2 protein-coding genes are annotated in these 22,067 nt (G+C 63.4%); both read right to left on the reverse strand.

Annotated elements, in window-relative coordinates; all coding sequences use genetic code 11:
• Window positions 1-3: 3 nt before the first annotated feature.
• Window positions 4-21,030: a leukotoxin LktA family filamentous adhesin gene (locus ACREP4_RS15115; RefSeq protein ID WP_431597017.1), complete on the reverse strand. Its 21,027-nt coding sequence runs from the start codon at window positions 21,028-21,030 to the stop codon at window positions 4-6.
• A gap of 100 nt (window positions 21,031-21,130) precedes the next feature.
• Window positions 21,131-21,886: a SapC family protein gene (locus ACREP4_RS15120; RefSeq protein WP_431597018.1), complete on the reverse strand. Its 756-nt coding sequence runs from the start codon at window positions 21,884-21,886 to the stop codon at window positions 21,131-21,133.
• Between the last annotated feature and the right edge of the window lie 181 nt (window positions 21,887-22,067).

The following is a 22,067-nucleotide window of genomic DNA, read 5'->3' on the forward strand; positions in this document are numbered from 1 at the left end:
TCATCAGTTGGGAGCCCCGAGGTTGACTGCGCCGGCAGCAGAGGAGATGACATCGTCCTTCTGCTGTTCGTCATCCAGCCAACGCGAAGCGGGCACGCTGCCGCGGTCTGTCGTATCCAGCTTGAGCATGCGGCCCATGTAACGCACCGCACTTTCGCCCAGATAGTTCGGCCCGCCATCGACGTGGTCCGGATTGTAGTTGGGGCTGGTCACGCGGAAGCCATCAGCGAAGCGGACCACGTAGGCATTGGTATCCAGGAAGGTGTCAGTGGCCGACAGACGGAAGGTCTTGTCCAGCTGCGTCAACTGCACATCCACCGGACGCAGCACCGGGCTGGTGTTGTCCATCAACACGTTCATGCCGGCGGTCTTCAGGGTCATGGTCTTTTCGATGAAGCCCTGCGCGATGTCGACGCGTGCCGCGCTTGAAGCCAGCTGCGCGTCAACGGCCTTGATCTGATCGATCAACCAGGCATCACGCGGATCCACTTCAACCACCACCTTGCGTGCGACACCGTTGCGGTAGCCAGTGAGCGTGGTCGTCAGTGGGCCTTGGCCCTCGTTGGACTGCGCAATGTGCGCATTGATGTCGTCCGCCGCCAGGTTCAGGCGGGTATCCACCATTGCATCTGCCAGCGACAAATGGTCGCGTGCCGACAGCGCACCCGACGCTGCACGCAGCTGCCCACCCGTCAGTGCGCCACCCTGCGCATCCATGCTGACGGTGGTACCCGCCTGGATGCGATCAAACTGGATGCTGCCGCCGGAGATGATCGACTGCAGGCCACCGCTGACGCCGCTTCCTACCCGCACGTCACTGCCGGCCGTCAGCTGCGCATCACGCCCGGCCTCATAGCTGCCCCACTGCTGCGTGCCGCCGCTATTGGCGGTGATATCGGCACCAGCGGATGCGGCAGTGATCGCGATACCGTCGGCCGCATCAACCCGCAGCGAGCCACCAGCATCCACGCTGCGGCCAAGTACATCGCCGCCACGAGAGGTCAGGCCGATGTCGGCCCCGGCATGCAGACTGCCGAAGGACAGGCTGTCCGTCGACGCAAGCTGCAGGCCGCAACCGGTCTGCACCGAGCCGATGGCCAGCGTGCCGCCGGCATCACCACTGAAGTTGCAGCCCGTGGTCACGTCATCGGCGGTGAGGTCGGTACCTGCCACCCATGTGCCGTCCACGCCGATCACGGCCGTGCCGACGTTGATCGCCTTGCCGGCCTGCAAGATCATTGAGCCGCCAACGTTGACGGTATCGAATGCGGCATTGCCAGCCGCCGTAGCGGCCAGATCGCCCTTGCCACCGAACGTTGTCACCGACATGTCGGCGCCGCTGTCCAACGTGCTGTTGCCCGTCACTGTCAGCTGGCTTGCCGTCAGATCGTTGGCCGCGTTGACTGTCAGCGCCTTGCCGACAGTTGCCTGGCCCAACACCACGTCAGCCTTGCCATCGATGGAGGCATCGCCGGACACCTTCGCATCGGCGATGGACAGCGTGCTGACTGTACCAACATTGAGATCAGCGCCGCTGCTCAGCTGATGCACGTCCAGCGTGTCGCCGGACGTGAGCGTCATCACTGAACCCGAGGACAGCACACGGGCCGTCATTGCAGCGCCCGAGCTTGCATCCAGCGTGCCTTGCACCGCCAGCGAATCGACGGTCGTGCTGCCGACGCTCGACAGCGTGGCGTTGCCGCCGACGGTGCCGTTATCCAGCGCCAAGTCACCACCCGCGTTCGCGGACAAGTCTCCCTGCCCGTTGAAGGTCGTAACCGAAGTGTTACGACCACTGCTCAGCGCGCTGTTACCTGCCACAGTCAGCGTGGTGGCGGTCAGATCATTGACCGCATTCACTGCCAGCGTCTTACCCACGACCGCTTGACCCAGCGCCACGTCGGACTTGCCGTCGATGGAGGCGTTGCCGGTCACGGTCGCGTCGGCAATCGACAGCGTTCCTGCGGCTTCGGCGTCAAGATCGGCGCCGCTGCTCAGCTGATGCACGTCCAGCGTGTTGCTGGAAGACAGCGTCATCGATGCACCCGTGGACAGCGAACGTGCGGTCAATGCAGCACCCGAAGTTGCGTCCAGCGTGCCTTGCGTCGACAGCGTGCCAATCGTCGTGCGTCCAACGCTCGACAAGGTGGCGCTTCCGCCGACCGCGCCGTTATCCAGCGCCAAGTCACCGCCCGCCTTCGCCGACAAGTCACCCTGACCATTGAAGCTGGTCACCGAGGTGTTGCCGCCACTGCTCAGCGTGCTGTTGCCTGCCACATCCAGCGTGGTCGCGGTCAGATCGTTGGTCGCGTTGACTGCCAGCGTCTTGCCGACAGTTGCTTGACCCAGCACCACGTCGGCCTTGCCATCGATGGACGCATCGCCGGACACCTTCGCATCAGCGATGGACAGCGTGCTGACTGCATCAGCATTGAGATCAGCGCCGCTGCTCAGCTGCTGCACGTCCAGCGTGTCGCCGGAAGACAGCGTCATCGATGCGCCGGATGACAACACGCGTGCGGCCAATGCGGCACCCGATGTTGCTTCCAGCGTGCCTTGTACCGCCAGCGAATCGACGGTCGTGCTGCCGACGCTCGACAGCGTGGCGTTACCGCCGACCGTGCCGTTATCCAGCACCAGATCGCCGCCGGCCTTGGCCGACAAGTCACCCTGACCATTGAAGCTGGTCACCGAGGTGTTGCCACCGCTGCTCAGCGTGCTGTTGCCTGCCACATCCAGCGTGGTCGCGGTCAGATTGGTGGTCGCGTTGACTGTCAGCGTCTTGCCGAGGGTTGCCTGGCCCAGCACTACATCGGCCTTGCCGTCGATGGAGGCATCGCCGGACACCTTCGCATCAGCGATGGAGAGCGTGCTGATCGCATCGGCATCAAGATCACCGCCGCTCGTCAGCTGCTTCACGTCAAGCGTGCTGCCGGAGGCAAGGGTCATCGCAGCGCCCGAGGACAGCACGCGTGCAGCCAGTGCAACGCCCGAGGTCACATCCAGCGTGCCTTGCACCGCCAGCGAATCGACGGTCGTGCTGCCGACGCTCGACAGCGTGGCGTTGCCGCCGACGGTGCCGTTATCCAGCGCCAAGTCACCACCCGCGTTCGCGGACAAGTCTCCCTGCCCGTTGAAGGTCGTAACCGAAGTGTTACGACCACTGCTCAGCGCGCTGTTACCTGCCACAGTCAGCGTGGTGGCGGTCAGATCATTGACCGCATTCACTGCCAGCGTCTTACCCACGACCGCTTGACCCAGCGCCACGTCGGACTTGCCGTCGATGGAGGCGTTGCCGGTCACGGTCGCGTCGGCAATCGACAGCGTTCCTGCGGCTTCGGCGTCAAGATCGGCGCCGCTGCTCAGCTGATGCACGTCCAGCGTGTCGCCGGACGTGAGCGTCATTGTGGAACCCGAAGACAGCACACGTGCGGCCAATGCGGCACCCGATGTTGCGTCCAGCGTGCCTTGTACCGCCAGCGAATCGACGGTCGTGCTGCCGATGCTCGATAGCGTGGCGTTGCCGCCAACTGTGCCGGTGCCAAGATCCAGGTCTCCGCCGCTGATCAGTTGCGCGTTGCCGGTCACGTTCGCATCGGTGATCACCAGGTTGCTACCTGCGGTCGCCAGCAGATCACCCCGACCATCGAAATTGGTCACCAGCGTGTTGCGGCCACTGCTCAGCGCGCTGTTGCCCACCACGTCCAACGTGGTAGCGGTCAGATCGTTGGCAGCGTTGACTGCCAGTGTCTGGCCGACAACCGTCTGCCCCAGCACCACGTCCGCTTGACCGTCGATGGAAGCAGCGCCAGTCACTTTCGCATCGGCAATGGAGAGCGTTCCTGCCGCATCAGCAGTCAAATCGGCACCGCTGGTCAGCTGCTGCACGTCCAGCGTGTCATCGGACGTGAGCGTCATCGTGGAACCCGAAGACAGCACACGGGCCGTCAATGCGGCACCCGATGTTGCGTCCAGCGTGCCTTGTACCGCCAGCGAATCGACGGTCGTGCTGCCGATGCTCGACAGCGTGGCGTTGCCGCCGACGGTGCCGTTACCCAGCACCAGATCACCGCCGACCTTCGCCGACAAGTCACCCTGACCATTGAAGCTGGTCACCGAGGTGTTGCGGCCGCTGCTCAGCGTGCTGTTGCCCACCACATCCAGCGTGGCCGCGGCCAGGTCGTTAGCCGCGTTGACTGTCAGCGTCTTGCCGACGGTTGCCTGGCCCAACACCACGTCGGACTTGCCGTCGATGGAGGCGTTGCCGGTCACGGTCGCGTCGGCAATCGACAGCGTTCCTGCGGCTTCGGCGTCAAGATCGGCGCCGCTGGTCAGCTGCTGCACGTCCAGCGTGTTGCTGGAAGACAGCGTCATCGATGCACCCGTGGACAGCGAACGTGCGGTCAATGCAGCACCCGAAGTTGCGTCCAGCGTGCCTTGTACCGCCAGCGAATCGACGGTCGTGCTGCCGACGCTCGACAGCGTGGCGTTGCCGCCAACGGTGCCGGTGCCAAGATCCAGGTCTCCGCCGCTGATCAGTTGCGCGTTGCCGGTCACGTTCGCATCGGTGATCACCAGGTTGCTACCTGCAGTCGCCAGCAGATCACCCTGACCATTGAAGCCGGCCACCGAGGTGTTGCCGCCACTGCTCAGTGTGCTGTTGCCTGCCACATCCAGCGTGGTCGCGGTCAGATTGGTGCCCGCGTTGACTGCCAACGTTTTCCCGACAATTGCCTGGCCCAGCACCACGTCGGCCTTGCCGTCGATGGAGGCATCGCCGGAAACCTTCGCATCGGCGATGGACAGCGTGCTGACTGCACCAGCATTGAGATCAGCGCCGCTGCTCAGCTGCTGCACGTCCAGCGTGTCGCCGGAAGACAGCGTCATTGATGCGCCGGATGACAATACGCGTGCGGCCAATGCAGCACCCGAAGTTGCGTCCAGCGTGCCTTGTACCGCCAGCGAATCGACGGTCGTGCTGCCGACGCTCGACAGCGTGGCGTTGCCGCCGACGGTGCCGTTATCCAGCACCAGATCACCGCCGGCCTTGGCCGACAAGTCACCCTCACCATTGAAGCTGGTCACCGATGTATTGCTGCCGCTGCTCAGGCTGCTGTTGCCCGCCACATCCAGCGTGGTCGCAGTCAGATCTGTCGCTGCGTTGACCGCCAACGTTTTTCCGACAATTGCCTGGCCCAGCACTACATCGGCCTTGCCATCGATGGAGGCATCGCCGGACACGTTCGCATCGGCAATGGAGAGCGTGCTGATCGCATCAGCGGTCAGGTCTCCGCCGCTGGTCAGCTGCTGCACGTCCAGCGTGTCGCCGGAAGACAGCGTCATTGATGCGCCCGAGGACAGTACGCGTGCAGCCAGTGCAGCGCCCGAGGTCACATCCAGCGCGCCCTGCACCGCCAGCGAATCGACGGTCGTGCTGCCGACGCTCGACAGCGTGGCGTTACCGCCAACGGTGCCGGTGCCAAGATCCAGGTCTCCGCCACTGATCAGTTGCGCGTTGCCGGTCACGTTCGCATCGGTGATCACCAGGTTGCTGCCTGCAGTCGCCAGCAGATCACCCCGACCATCGAAATTGGTCACCAGCGTGTTGCGGCCACTGCTCAGCGTGCTGTTGCCCACCACGTCCAACGTGGTCGCGGTCAGATCGTTGGCAGCGTTGACTGCCAGTGTCTGGCCGACAACCGTCTGCCCCAGCACCACGTCCGCTTGACCGTCGATGGAAGCAGCGCCAGTCACCTTCGCATCGGTAATGGAGAGCGTTCCTGCTGCATCAGCAGTCAAATCGGCACCGCTGGTCAGCTGCTGCACGTCCAGCGTGTCGCCGGAAGACAGCGTCATTGATGCGCCGGAGGACAACACACGTGCGGCCAATGCGGCTCCCGAAGTTACGTCCAGCGTGCCTTGCACTGCCAGCGAATCAATGGTCGAGCCGCCCACACTCGATAGCGTGGCGCTACCGCCCACGGTGCCAACCCCCAGATGCAGATTGCCATCACTGGTCAGATGAACGTTCCCCGTCACCTGAGCATCAGCCACATCCAAGTCGCCCGTCGTGCGGGCATCCAGATTGCCGCCCGCAACGATGGCTCCCACGGTGGCGGCGGCCGCATTGAGATCGACCGTACCGTCCGCACCGATGGTTGTGATCTGGACATGATCACCCGCAGTCAGCAGTACGTCGCCCGCAGCAGCCTCAATGCGCCCAACATTTCCGCCGTTGGGCAACGCCAACACCACGTCACCCCGCGTGGCGCGCGCAGCGACCAGGTTCCCGACATCAACCGTCAGGGCCTGCCCGCGCGCACCAATACCTTCCCCTGCTGCCAGGGTGGCCAGAACATTGCTACCGCCACCGATATTGACGGCCGCATCGCCATTGGACTGGATATGGCCGTCAGCGGTGAGCGTGATCGTGCTGCCAACCGCATTTCCGCTAATCGCCACTTGCCCCAGCGACATATCGCCCGCGGTGCGGACCGAAACCACCTTGCCTGCACTGAGCTGGCTGCCCGCGCCCATGCTGAAACCGGCGGCGTCGATGTGCACTTCGCTGCCACTGTGCACCACCGCACCCGCACTCAGCGCGGCGGACTGCAATGCCAGAATCCTCAGAATCTGCTGGATGTCCGCATCACCAAGCGTCAGCTGCTTGCCTGCATTCAGGTCCGCCGAGCGTGCCGTCAGACTCCCAACCGCGACATCACCCATCGGCGCACTGATCGTTGCATCCTGGCCGGCGGCGGCTTGTTCGATATCGACGCCGGCATAGCCGGTCACTTTCAGCCCAGCGCCCGCATCCAGCACCTGGGCCGACAACGCCCCCGCCGTGGTTGCCAGTTGCAGATCGCCCCCGGCTGTCAGGGTGCCGATCGGCATGTCGGTCTTGCTGGAAAGCCCGATATCCCCCTTTGCCTCGCCATTGAGCTGACCGCCGGTGATGATCCGCACAGCAAGCATCGCGCCGGTTTCATCCTGGATGTCATCACGGACCGTCAACTGGATATTACGGCCGGTCACTGCCGCCACATCCTTCAGATAAGACAGCAAGCTGCCATCGGCGACATTCAGCACCACATCCTGATTGGCATTGACGATGCCGATGCGCAGGTTGCCGCTTTGTTGTGCGAGCTTCACATGCTCCCCGGCATCGGCCAGCAGCAGCGTGCCGTTGACCTGCACCCGCAGTGGCTTCCCATCACCCCCCATGATGCTGCGCAAAGCGCTCAGGCTCAGGTCTTTGCCAACGACGATTGATGCCGCCGAAGTACCCGAAACACCCAGAATGTCTCCATCACTGCCGATACGTGCATTGCCACCACTGGAGAAGCGGCTGAAGGTCAGCGTCGAACTTCCATGCAGATAGGTGTCAGCGCCAACGATCGCATCTACCGTGCCCTTGGCATCCACCACCACGGGCGCGGTGCTCTTGATCCGCAGCGAAGCAACCACGTACCCATCGCGAACCTGCTGTGCGGTAAGTACGTTGCCGCTGGCATCCAGCATTTCAACGTCACCCGGCGTCGTGGCAAGACGCATGGCGAGCGCGGCATCATCGCTGATGGCGCCACGGTTCACATCCGCAAGACTGACGGTGTACTCATTGGCCAAACGACCAAGGTTGTCCTTTGCACGCAACGTGATGTTGCGGCCAACGATCACAGGCTCTGCATTCAGCGCGGAACCGGTCGATGGCTCCAGCGCGTTGGCATTGAACACGTACTGCAGCTGATCCTTGGTCCACTTGGATTCATCGGTCAGGCTGCTAAACAGCTGACCCTTGCGTGCCGCAGCTTGCGCACTGTCACCCGTATTGCCGGCCAGCTCGTAGCGGAAGGATGCGTCGAAGCCCGAGGCGAAGACCGTTTCCTGTTCCCAGGCAGCGCCAAATGCGTCTGCAAACACCACCGTGAGCCGTGCGTAGCGCTCAGCCAGATAGGCGGCCACACCTGCATCATCCAGGCTCGTTTCCTTGGCCGCTTCGGCCATGGAGCGATACAGATTGATGGCATTGCTTCCAGCGACGAACTGCCCGCCAGACACACTCCCTAGGCCACGCAACTGGAAGTACTCAGCGTAGCTGGCATCCACCTGGCTCTGGTAGCTGACCACCGACTGCTCACCCGCACCCTGGTAGAGCTTCAGGTTCTCACGCAGGCTATTGAGCTCCGCCTCGCTGAGGAAGCTGGCCGCGCCGCGCTGGGATGCGCTGAAGATCGAACCCGACGCGGCGTCCACCAGCACATCGCCAGCGGTGGACTCAATATGCCGCACCCAGAAATCACCGGCCAGGTCGCTCAGTGCGATATCACCGGTCGCCTTGGCCGTCACCAATCCACCCTGCATTGCGCCATCGCTGCGCGGGAATTCATTTGCCCTGAGCAGCAACGGACGACTCATGGAACCGATGCCGCCATACGTGCTGTACAGCGTGATGTCGCCACCAGTGATCGATGCGGTACCGGTGTTGACACCTTCGATGTCGTACTTTGCACGCAGCCATACATTGCCCGTCGCGGTGCCATTGCCCGCGCTGATCAACACCTTGGCAGCCGAGTCCACGTCCAGCGCGACGTCGCCGCCGGCCCTGACGGTGATGCTTCCGGCCTCCACCGTGCCGCCATTGACGCCCTTGTACGACACCATCTGAATGTCGATCGGGTTGGCCGCATCCCCGGGTTGGGCACCCACAAGGGTGCCAATGGAGCGACCGGCTTCCAACGTCAACTTGTTGGTGATGATGCGGGCATCGTTGGAAACACTTTCGATGCTGCCGTAGACGCTGGTCAGGGAGGTACTGCCATCGGTGTTCTTCAGTACACCATTGATGCGAATGGTCTGCCCCGAATCAATGTCCAGCACGCCGGCATCATTGGACTTGAAATTGATGGCGATGGCGTTATCGGCCTTGACCGTGTTGGTCACCGTCAGCCGCCCGCTGGTTGGCGCCTTCAAACCCCAGAAAGTACGCCAGGTCTCGCCATCCTTGAACTGATTCTCACCCGGGAAACCGTAGTTGTAGCGGCAGCCCTGCGAGTTCCCCTTCTCGCAACGGTAGTTCACCCCTGTACTAGCCTGGTTATAGAACTGACCGCTGACCTTGGAATCGAACAGATTGCCGTTGCCCGAGCCGTTGTAATACTCCATGCCCGAGACAGCCCACTGCTGCCCGTCATAGAGCGTCTTGCCATTGGCATCCACCCAGCGCCAGTTCTCGGCGCTCATCGCACCGTTGTCTGCCCAGTTGATGTTCCGGCGAATGTTGGCCGTCTGTGTCCAACGCCCACGCATGCCGGTAAGCGGGTTGTACGCACCCGTCGCGGCCAACGGCGTCAACCCGGGCGACGACCATCCCGATGCATCAACAGCGCCAACGCGAGCGCTCACATTGCCGTTTGCATCCCGCTGATACCAGGTCGACACATTCCGCAGGCGGTCGCGGATGGTGATCTGGCCCGGAGCTCCGTTGCCGACAAGAATATTGCCCAGCTGCAGCCCCACATCGGCCAGCTTGTTGTCGATCACCACCGAACCCTTGCCGCTGATGACGTTCAACGAGCCCGATGTCGAGGTACTGACGATCTTGCCATCCAGCGTGATCGAGCCACCACCATTGGCCCAGATGTCCGGGACGATGAATTGGCGATTCAACGAGTCGTATTTCAGGCTGACCTTCTGCGAGTCGCCACTGGTGCGGCTGACGTACTCGACCGGGACGTCGAATATTCCCTTGGTGCCCTGCGCGTCCTTGGCATCGATCCACGCGCGCAGCCCTGGGCTGTTGGACACGATGGCCGAATAGTCCACCGGCTTGCCGGCCTTCAGTGCTACGTTTACGTCGATGTAGTTGGCAGTGATCTTGATGCCAGTACCGGCGTTGATTCCAGGCCCCGTATTGCCCGAGCCGTTCTGTGCCGTCGAAGTGACGTCATTCGGTTGGCTGCTCAACTCCTTGAGCAGCGTCCTTGCATTCACTCTGGGCACGAAATTGGTACTGTCATGGCTGTACTTCGACACCTGACCGCCGTCGTAGAACTGCCCCTTCAGGCTCGACTCGGTGCAGTCCTTGTCGCCCACCCGGTAATTGCAGGCACCATAGACAAAGATGCTGCCGCCGCCGCTGGATTTACTGGTGTCATATCCCTTGTACAGCAGGTAGTCGGTCAACGACATACCCGCCTGGGCAGCTGCCTTGCCATACACGGCGTTGGCGATGAAGCCCGCGGCATCGTCCGCATTGGTGATGCCGTAAGCCAGGCTGTGCTGGCGCCACAGCGAACTGGCAATATTGCCGTACCAGGAGCCGGTCCCAAGGTTGTAGCCCACCTCGCCGTTGGGCGCGTTGATGGTTACGTTCTCGGCGAGCTGCTCGCCCCAGCCATAGATGCTGCCTTGGGCGTTGTATATGCTGAGTTGGCCGCCAGTCACGGAGATCCGGCCGCCCGCTCCGATCGCGGAGCCTAGGCTACCAAGGTTGCTGATGCTCACCTGAGCATTGCCCAGCCCCGGATTCTGGCTCAAGCCAATGCCATGGGCCTGGTCACTGTTGCCGGTGAACAGGATGTTGCCACCACTGTAGTCCGGCACCAGTATGTCGCCGGCCAACAACAGGTTGTGGTTGCTGTTATTGACGATGGTGATACGCGGTGCGCCCTTGGCCGTCATCGACCCCGTCCCGCGGATGTTGTTGCCGAACAGGATGATGTCGCCCCCCGCGGCGTACAGATCTCCAATGCTCCAGGTCTTGGCTGCCTTGTTCGCCGTTTCGTCGAAGCTGTGGATACCGTCAGCATTCAACACTGCCTTGAGCTCGTTGCTGTTCCACAGCGAGCTCTCGAACTCAAGTACATCACCGCCAGCGCCACTCTTGTTCAACGTGCCATCAGCATCGATGACGATGTCCAGCACGTTGTAGCGCCCGGCAACAACGGTGCCGTCGACGATGACGTCTCCAGTTGTCCTTCCCAACGCCTGACTGTCACGCACCGTGACCGGAATGAAGCCAAGGTTGTATCCGGTTGCAGCACCATCGGCATTGCGGAATACGTTTTCGCCGTAGGAACCGAGCGAGACAAACGCACCACTGAGCAGGCTGCTGCCTGCGGCCAAACGTGTACTTGCATCGCTGTTCAACGTGGAATGCGCCGATGAATCCGGGATGGCGATCAAACCACGGCTATAGCCCAGCGCCACCGCATTGGCCGACAGCCTGGAGGTCCAGCCATTCATGCCATCCTGGCCGGCCGACACAAACGCGTTGTGCAGCGACTCCAACTTGGCACCACTTTCCACGTTGACCTGCTGGTCCATGTCCAGCGTGACATCCGCATCGGACTTGCCAACCGCTGCCAGCACACCCCAGGTGTTCACCAAGGCGTTGGCGCCGATATCGGTATTGGCATAGGTGCCGACATTGAGCATGTAGCTGCTTTGCAGCTTTGCATCGTTGGCAATGTTGACCTTGTTCCGCAACGACGCCTGGGTACTGGCCTTGACGATCGCCACATTGATGGCGCCGCCCGTGGTCAGACCAGCGCGGTCGTCGGTATTGGCACGCGTGCCGGCCACCACATCCAATACGCCCGTATCACCTTCACCCGGTTGGTGACCGGTGCGCAGCAAGGCGCCGCGGTCCACGTCGATCATGCTTGAACCCGTCAGCTCGGTCGTGACCCCCGCCGCACTGCCAGTCAACACACCGCCGCCGGCCGCGCTGACGGCCAACGCACTGCCCAGCGTGCTGTTGTAGTTGTTGTCCGTGCGCAGGGTTGTGGACCCTGCAGAAATCAAGCGGGCATCCTGACCGATCTGGATATGCACATCCGATGCGGCGACGTTGGAGACATCCGCACCACTCGCGTTGAGTACACCCGCACTGGTGCTGTCCGCGCTGCCGCCGTAGCGGGCATCGTGTGCTGCCCGGGCCTCCAGGCGACTCACGTCCATCACGGCATTTTCGCCGATGAGCAGCAAGGTGCCGCTCCTGGACTGGGTGGATGCAAGCGCAGCGTTGCCTGCCAGCAAGCCGCCACTGCCAGCCTTTGCCTTTGCCGTGTTCTCATCCGTACCGCTGGCGCCAAGTACAACGTCACCGGCAAACAGCATTGTCGAATCACCGATTCGCAGGTCGGTGGTGGAGTCAGAGGTCGCCTTGGCCTTGACCACACCCGCGGCCAGCAGCCCCGCAACACTGATGCCCGTTGCGTGTGCGTTCTGGTGGCTGTTGTTGGTGGCCTTGACCGATACGTCTCCCGCACGCCCATAGCCGTTGGTGCCGCCTTGTGCCGTGGCCTCACCATGGACCATGACACCGTCCCTGATCTCAGCATCCACTGCATTGCTGCTGCTGGCGGTAGCAAACGCACCGGCGCCGGCCAGGTACATACCACCGGAGCCTGCAAAGGCGCTTGCTTCCACCTTGCCTGCATTGACGGCAGCCGACACGTTCAGATCACCGCGGTTGGCCAACACACTGTTCTTGCCCACCCATGCACCCACCGTCGTGTGCGACGTCGCATCGGCCACTGCTGCACCCACGGCCAATCCAACTGCCACTGCGGCGCCGACGGCTTCTGCCGACACATCGGGCCGAGCGCTGGCAGTCACAGATACATCGCCGTTGACACCAGACACTTTGCTGCGGTCGCCCACCCAGGCATTGGCCTTGGACGAGTCATCGGCAAGCGCTACCGCTGCACTGACACCGGCCAGCACACCACCCGCCGCACCAATGGCTTTCGCGTGTGCAGCACCTGCCGAGGCAGCATCAATGATCACATCCGAGAAGCCATTGACGATGCTGTCGTTGGCCAGCCAAGCCGCGACGTTGGCATCGCGCTCAGCCTTGGCAACCACAGCACCCACAGCAGCGGCACCCACGGCCATACCGGTAGCAAACACATCGAGCTGACTGTCATCGGCAGCGCGCACGTCCAGCGCCTTGGCCTGACCAGTCACCGCAACATCGCCCTGTACCGACGCGGTCACCGTCTGTTCCAGGTTGGCAATACCTACCGCCGCACCCACGCCGACCAGACCGGCCGCGCCGGCATAGACATCCAACTCCGCTGCCTTTCCACCAGCCCCATCCCCTGCACGCGCAATCACGTCAATCGATGACGCGCGGGTTTTTGCTGCGGCCAAAGTAGCTTCGGTGGTGCCATACAGGCCGGTCATGCCGAATGCACCACCGATACCCAGGCCGCCCAGGCCCACACCGCCCACGGTGTTGCTGCTACGCATGCGGCTATCGGCGGTAATGCCGAGCTCGCGGGCCTCGAGGCTGCCACCGCTCACCTTGGCCTGCACCAGGTCTCCCCGACCTTGCAGACTTCCCAGATCCACCGAGCCGCGTGCATTCAGTGCCGAAGCACCCTGTGTTCCCAACGTGCCCTGCAGCGCAGCGCTGTTGACCTTCTCGCCGCCGCCCAATCGCTTCAAACTGCCGAAGGTGCCACCCAGTTCCGAGCCACTGTCGCCAGTGTCGCCCACACCGGCCAGCAACAGGGAAGCCGCACCACCGATACCGGTGCTCAACCCTGCGCCACCGGTCATGGTGACCATATCCACGGCACGGTCCGATGCGGCGTTTACCGCCACCTCACCACTGGCCTTGATGTCGCTGTCCAGCACATTGGCACGGACACTGCTGCCCAAGATGGCGACCGAGGCGCCCGCACCTACGCCGCTTCCTGTCACGCCCACGCCCAGCGCGCCCGAGAACGAGGACAAACGCAGGATTTCATCCGCGACGACCGACGTGTCGGTGGCAGAAACCGTTGCATTCTGGATGACGGCCTGGGTGTCGTTCTCCAGCAGATGTACCTGTGCCATGCCGGCCACGCCCGCACCACCGGCCAATGCACCGCTGATCGCCACGCCATTGAAATCGGATCGACTGCGTGCAGCAACCTCCAGCGTACGGCTGACCGATACGTCCGTGGCTTTGCCCGCTTGCCCCACCCGCGCCTGCGTACTGCTGCGGCCAAGGTTGACCAACGCGGTACCGGCGACTGCTGCCCCCAGACCTGCACTGCCGGCACCGCCGACAAGTGAAGCGGCGTTATCGCTATCGGCGGTTACCTCCAGCGAACCGCTCCGGACAGAGCCCCCCAGCACACTGGCCCGAGTGTTGGTGTTGAAGTCGTTCACCACTCCCGTCGCGGCACCGCCGACAAGGCCTGCCGCCGCACCGACGACAATGGCCAAGGCGTTCTGACTGGCATTGGCCGCGACCGTCACATCGTCGGCCGCGCTCACCGTGGCGCCATCAATGGATGCGGTGCTGTTGCTGTCGAACAGATTGGTGGACAGCGCGCCCGCGCCGGAGAACACACCAGGGCTGCCGGCAATGCCGGCGACATAGCTGGCCGATGCAACATGGTGACTGGCGCGAACGTCCACACCCTGCGCGTTGTTTGCAAGGCTATCCGAGGTGGATTCCAGATCGCCGGATGCGCTCACGCCATGCTGATTGATCTTGGCATCCTTGATGGTCGCCACGGTCGAACCTGCAATCTGATTGACCGCAGCCATCACCGCTACTGCGCCACTTGCGATGGGCGTGGTGCCCAGCGCACCACTGAAGCCCAGCGTGCTGACCTGCTGGCGGGTTGCCGCATCCACCGCCACGCCGTGCACATCAATGGAACCGGTGCGCAGATCAATCTTGTCGAAACTCATGCCTGCGGTATCGGTACGGCTGCTATGCGTGTTCGCCGTAGTGCGCACGCCGCTGTTGATCCCCTTGAGCGCGTCACCGTGGCCCAGCGCGGTCACTTCGGTATTGCTGCCGTAAATGCCCGCTTCGGTGGTGCCATCGACCAGGTTGACCACCGTGCCCAAGCCGATGCCGGCAGCAGCGCCGCCGCCAACGCTGCCGGCAAACACGTCAATGCTCTGTGCCTGTGCGGCCAGCACACCGACATTGTTCTGTGCGACGACGTCTGCTCCGCCCTCGATCCGGGCGCTGACGGTTCCCTGCATCCGGTTGACCGCAACCGAGGCGGCACCGCCGACCGCGCCGCCACCGCCAAGGCCGGCCGCAATGGTACGGATGCGATTGCCATTGCCCCCTGCTGCGCCGGACGCATCCGCGCTGACCAGAAGGTTGCGCACGTCCAGATCCAGCGCATTGCCCTTCACCACTGCCGAGGTGCTGCCGCCAATGTCGTTGTAGGCCACTGCAGCACCCACACCGACACTGCCTGCCACCGCGGCGGAACCGGCCAGCGAGTCGATATTGCGTTCGTCACGGGCACGCACCACGACATCGGCGGCGTCATTGTTCACCACGCTGTCGACCAGGCTGGCGCCGGTCGTGGAACTGATCAGATTGGTGGTGACACTGCCGGCCACCGCCGCCGCGCCTGCACCTGCACCAGACACGGCAGCGGTGCGGATCAGGCTGCGGTTGGCAGCCTCAATCGCAAGGCTGCTGGCGTTGTTCAACGCAGCCCCGTCCACCACGGCGGACGTGCTGCCCCCAATGCTGTTGCCGCTTGACGCCGCGCCGACGCCGGCTGACCCACCGACAGCCAATGCGCCGCCCAGTGAATAGGTCTTGCCCTTCGTGTCGGCATTCACCGTGACATCGCCGGTGACGCCTGCGCCCTGCGCGGTAACGTCGTGGATGCTGGCTTCGGTGGTGCTGTCGATGAAATTGCTGGTGTTGCTGCCCGCAATCGATGCGGTGCCGGCCAGTGCGCCGGCGATGGCCAGGGTTTTGGTGGTCGCATCGGCAGCGGCGGTGACATCGAGCGTGTCGGACACCGCCAGCGCGGTTTCATCCACGGTCGCGCGGGTCGTGTCGCCGATGGTGGCCACGTTGATCGCCGCACCGATGGCAGCATTGCCACTGCCGGCAACCGCACCGGCCAGCGTGTAGACCTTTGAACGGTTGCTGGCGTGAACACCCAGCCCGCCCGCTTCCAGCGTGCCGCCCTTCAATGCCGCTTCGGCGGTATTGGCAATCGTGCTCCAACCCACCGAGCCCTGGATCGCCACGTTGTTGGCGGCGCCGGCGGCGACCGCACCCGAGAGAATCTTGGCCTTGTTGGCCGCCTGCAGCGTCACATCGCCACTGTCCACATCCAGGTTGGCGCCATCGACCAAGGCCTGCGTGTTGTTGCCGATATCGTTGATGGTCAGCGCCGCGCCCACGGCCACCTTGGAGCCGAGCGTGGCGGCACCGGCAAACGAACCGATGAAGGCCTCATCGCTGGCATCCAGCGTGATGTTGCCCGCATTGAGTGTTGCACCGGCCTTGCTCGCCGCACCCACGCCGGGAACGCTGCTGCCCACCAGTACCGCCGTGGTGTTGCCGATGGCGTTGTACGACGCGCTGCCTACGCCGGTGAAGTTGCCGGTGCTGCCACCGATGCCGGCGCTTACCGCCAGGATGTCTGCCTTGTCTGCCGCCGTCAGTGCGATGTCGCCACCGCTGGTCGCGTTCAGCGTCGCGCCGTTCACCGACACCGCGTGCGTGTTCTTGATGGTGTTGTAGGCAAAGGCGACGCCGGCATTGTTGCCGCCCACCTGCACCATGCCTGCAACGGCGATGATCGAGCTCTTGCCAGCATTGCGGCCAGCCGCATCGACCGTGGTGTCTTCCTTGCTGCTCGTGTCGGCATTGGCATCCACCTGGATACCGCCAATGGCGGCGCCGCAGTAGTCCATGCCCGCGCCGGACTCGCAGCCACCAGTGGTGGAGCGCACATCGCTGATGCTGGCGGTACCGGCAAACGCCTCCAGATCACCTGCAAAGCTGATGCTGGCGCCGTCGTTGATGCTGGCGATGGTGGTGTTGGCGACCTGATTGACGAGTACCGAGCCGGCAACCGCCACGCCATTATTCTGGGTTGACGCGCCACCGCTGGCCGCGGCGGCGATGATGCGCGACGCATCGGCCGCACGCACACGCACATCATTCACGCCACTGATGACGCCGCCGCTGATACCCGCACGCGTGTCGTCCTTGATCTCGGCATACGTCACCGCCGCGCCCAAGCCGGCCTTGCCGCCGGCATAGAGCGCGCCGCCGCCATTGGCGATCTTCGACTCGTTGACCGCCTTGACGTCCACATCCGCGGACGCACCGGCCTTGCCTTGTATGGTGGAGCCGCGCAGGTTTGCTGCGGTTTCGTTCTTGGACATCGCCACCGTGGCGGAGATCGCACCTGCCGCGGCGGTGGTCTGATCGCTGGAGGCATTGACGCCCACGCTGATGCCGACGTTGACCTGCTCGCTTTCATTGCGCGCAGTGACCGTTACGTCACCGGCATCCTGCACGCGGCTGTTCAACAGCCCGGCAGTAGTGGAATTCTGGATGTCGCCATAGGCCACGCCGCCGGCCAGCGAAGCGCTGCCTTGGTTGTTGTCCGAGCCGGCTGCAGTCACCGACAACGCACCGCTGATGCTGACCAGCAGGGTCTTGTTGATCGCAGCGATATCCAGCTTCACGCCATTGCCGCTGTTGTCCTTGACCACGGCGTTGCTGATGTCGGCCTTGGTGTTCTGCCGCGCGCGGTTGACCGTGGCGCTGCCGGACAAGGCAACGCCGAACTTCGGCTGCGGCGTCTGCGCACCCTGCCCGCCTTGCCCGCTGCCCGAACCCAACAAGCCCTTGGCCTTGTCGAAATACTGGGTGAGCCCGGCACTGCCTTCGGAGTCGGCCTTCTTGGCCATGCCCTCCAACGCGGTCACCTTGCCCATCGCGCGCTTCTTCAAGCCGTCCAGGAAGCCCGGATTTTCAGCATTCTGTTTCTTCGCCAGCGCATCCTGCTGCTGCTTGAGCTGCTCGGAGCTGCTCTTGGCAATGGCGCCTGCCGCCGCCACCGCGCCGGACAGGCCTTCGCTGGCAGCATTGACCGACAAATCGCCCGTATTGACCTGGCCTGTGGCGCCGCTGGTGCCCGTTTTGAAATCTGCAGGAATCGCACCGATGAACGCGTGCGTATCGGTGTCCATCTGCTGATAGGCAACGCTGGCGCCGACCGAGATGCTGTCGCTCATCGCCACCGCACCGGCCACCGACCAGACGAACATGTCTTCCTCTGCGGAAATGCCAATCGTGTCTGCGGTCAGCGTGGCGCGGTTGCTCACCCCTGCCAGCGTGCGGCTGTCCAGATCCAGCGCCGACGCCGTGCCACTGACGCCGATGCTGCCGCCCTGGCCGGACTGCAGCGCCAACGAGACGATGGTTTCCTTGTTGAGCGCATCCACGGCAATGGAGCCGGCACCCGCATTGATGGTGACGCCATCGTTGACGATGGCCGCAGCGGTGTTGTCGTAGTCCATGTAACCGACGCTGCCGCCCAGGGCGGTGCCACCCTTGTCGACGTTGCTGCTGATGAGATTCTTCAGCGCCAGATCACCGGCCGCATGCAAGGCCGTGACATCGGTGGTAGCACTGATCTCGGTGGCGGCATCGAAGCTGCGCGCCCGCGCCTTACCTGCATGGTCGTCGCCATCCAATGCCACGCTCCACGGCTTACCGGACGCGTCCGTGGTCGTCAACGATGCACCGCTGGCTACATCGGTGCGGGCGCTGTTCTTGGCCTTGAAATAACTGACCGCGCCGCCGATGGCCACTTTTTCAGCCGAACCCTTGGCGGCGGAGTAGGACGTGAACAGGTCCGACGGATCGGTGATCAGATCTTTCGCCTTGCCCAGGGAATCCTTGAATTTGTCAAAGCTGTCGAAGTTCGGCACTGCACCGGTCAGCGCGCTGAAATCACGCGGCAGGCGCACGTCCGAGGCCAGGCCGATGTGGTCGGCACTGAGCTTCGCACCGCTGCCCACCAGCGTCTGCGCATCGTGTTCGAGGTTGGCAATGGTGATCGCACCGGACAGCGCAAAGGCCGAACCGTCGCCGCTCTTGCCCTTGGCCAGTACGTTGCTGATGGCATGGTTGCCGATCTGCGCGTCGACCACCTGGCTGTCGACCACGATGTCGCCAGCGCTGTTGATCGTGGCGTTGTTGCCAATCGACGCCTTGGCCGCGTGTTCGCCATCAACAAAGCTGATGGCGCCGCCCAGACGGAAACGCGCTGCCTTGGGCGGTGTGGTCGGCGTGGTGCCGCCACCGGTATTGCCGCCGGCGTCATCGCCGTTGATCTTTTCCAATGCCTTGCCGATGCCCGAGCCGGCCAGCGACTGCGCCATGCCCATCAGGCCGTCGCTGCCACTGCTGATCGCCTCCACCTGTTCCTGGCCCGGCAGTGGCTCGCTCTTGGGGCCAGCGATCAGGCTCTCGGTCTTGTTGAGCGAAGTGATGCTGGCCGCCTGCACGGTCACATCGCCGCTGTGCCCGCCCGTTGCATGGGTGGTGACATCACGGTCCAGGCGCGCCTCGGCCTTGATGTCCTGCAGGCTGACCGCACCGGCCAGGCCCACCGCGCCCTGGTTGTCGGCACGCGCGGTGGCCGAGGTTTCAATCGATGAGGTGTTTACGGCAGAAACATTGACGCTGCCGGCGGTCAAGGGCTTGCCCGCTTCAATCACCGCAGACGTGTTGACGTTGACGTTGCTGATGGCCGCCGTGAACGCCGCCGTGGTGTTGTTGACCGCAAACGATTCGGCCGCCAGCTTCATTGCCGTATCCGCATCGGCCTTCACCGATACGTCGCCGCCAGCGGTGACGCTTGCGCCGGAGCGGATGATGGCTTCGCTGGTGGCATTGATCTGGCCATAGGCCGCGCCCAGGCTCAGCAGATGCTTCTTGGGCACCGGGTTGCCCGAGGCGTCCTTCACCGGATCGCCATTGGCGTCGGTGACGTAGTCGCCCTTCTCATACGCCTTGCCGGCGGCGGAGTTGTCGATGGCCTGGCGGGTACTGGCATGCAGCGCGATATCGTTGCGTGCGTCCAGCGTTGCGTTGTCTTTCACTTCCACCCGGGCGGTGGTGCTGGCATGCAGGAACGACACCTGCTCGCCCAGCACCTTGTCCACGCCAAGATTCACCAGCGCATCGCCGAGATCGGTCAACGTGGACATGTCTTTGACGCTGCCGAGCAGATCCGCCTTCAGCTCGTCGAAGGTGGCCGCATCCTTGTCGTAGCCGGAATCGACCATCGCAATCGCCCTCAGCTCGATGTCATCGGCCTCCAGCTTCGCATTGCCGCCGACCGTGACGGTCGCTGCCGCACTGCGCTCACCCAGCCCCGTATCGGAAATGGCCGCTGCGCGCAGCTGGATCTTGCCGCCGTCATCGACCAGCGTCAGCGGCGCACCGGCACCGCCGGTATTGACGGCGGTTTCGTCCACGCGCTGCAGGCTGGAATTGGCGTCGCGCCCCGCTGCTGGTGTCACTGCCACCAAGATGGTGCCGGTGACATCAATCGCCCGCGCCTGTACCCGCACGCCGTTGCTGGCGTTGATGCGCCCTGCAATGCGCACTTCGCCGCCGCTGAGCTGTTCCGGCTTCAGCGTGCCGAACATCAAACCGTCCAGGCTTTCACCGACGGCAAGCATGTCGTCCATCACCGTGCGCGTGGGCGTGGCCACCGACAACGAGCCCACATTGACCACACCACCGGCGCTGACCAGCAAACCATGCGGATCGACGAAGAACACGCGGCCGCCGACCGTGGCTTCGTCGGCCAGAAAACCGTTCAAGGTGCCGTTGATATACGCCCGCGAATCGCTCACCAGGTTGACCAGGTTGTGCACCTGGCTGCCGTCCTTGGTCGGCAGGATCAGATCAACGGTCTGACCGGCTTCGATACCAAATTCCTTGAACGAGTTGAACGCCACCTGGTTACCCGGCTGCCGGCCCTTGATCGTCGTGGTCGCGACTTTCCAGCGATCCTGCGCGGTCAATGACACCGTGGTGTCGGTCTTGCCATCGGTGGTGATGGAGCTGCCCGCATCACCCGCCCATACCGTCAGCGGCAGCGCGATGCCGAGCACTGAACCGATCGCCGCTGCCAGGCCTGCGCGACGAGGATGCGCCTCCCCGCAAATCGAAGTCGTGGCGGACAAAGGGTTCTTGCGGTTGGCGTTGATGCGGTTCATGGCAGGCTCCGGGCAGCGCTGCAGGCTTGGCTGCAACACTCAGGTATGCGGACGCACGGCTGCAGGCGCAGCCGCGCGGGTGCGGTATTTCGCGATGGCTTTAGTGGGTGGCTGCCGGGGCGCTGGACTTGTCCAGCGCGCGGCTGAGCTGTTCCACATTGCCCAGCGACAGCAGGTGGGCGTAAATCCAGCCCAGGTCGCCGGACTTGGCCAGCTCCTGCAATGCCTTGCCCTTCAGATCGCGCAGCTTCTGCTCATCAACCACGAAGAAACCGTCCAGCGACGACATCTCGCCCTGTGCGCTCTGCACGTTGATCTGCTTGGACACCAGCAGGCCATGCGCTGCCAAAGCAGCACTGAACTCGCGGGTACGCGCCAGGTGCAGTTGATATTCCTGCAGGAACTGCAGGGCATTGGTCAGCAGCGCGCTGTCCTTGCCCTCTTCGTCAAACAGCGGCGCGCCTTCGTCGCCACCTTCACGGATACCGTCATAGGCGGCATCCAGACATACGGTGAAATCCTCACCCTCTGCTTCGCGCTCGGCCAACACAAACGGATAGCGCCGCAGGAAGGCCGGCACATAGGCGCCTTCCGCCCAACGGCCTTCGGCATCCACCATCAGGTTCTGGCCGCTGCGCAGCCCCAGCAATGCCGCCGGAACCACGGACTCGGCACTGTTGCCGGCAAAAACGATCGGGTACTGCCGCGCCACCTGCACAAATTCCACGCAGGCCAAAGGCACCGAATTCACCGCATTGGCGAAACGGAAGTCCCCTTGGCTCGGCAGGACACGATGATTGCGATGCGCAACGCGGTTCAATTGCACCGGGCGCTCATAGATAAGCAACTGCTTCATGGATATCCCCCTGGTAGTGACGAAAAAATGCTCCCTGTCTAATAAACCGGGGAAAGCAGCGCATTTCGATCATCTACAAAGGAGGCTGAGCGCGATAAACATGAACCCGTTCATTAATACGGGTTATTTATGACAGCACACCCTGGTCGCGGCCTCCGCTACGACCGCATCGCCTCCCGGG

Source organism: Stenotrophomonas sp. (assembly GCF_050737575.1).
Lineage (GTDB): Bacteria > Pseudomonadota > Gammaproteobacteria > Xanthomonadales > Xanthomonadaceae > Stenotrophomonas.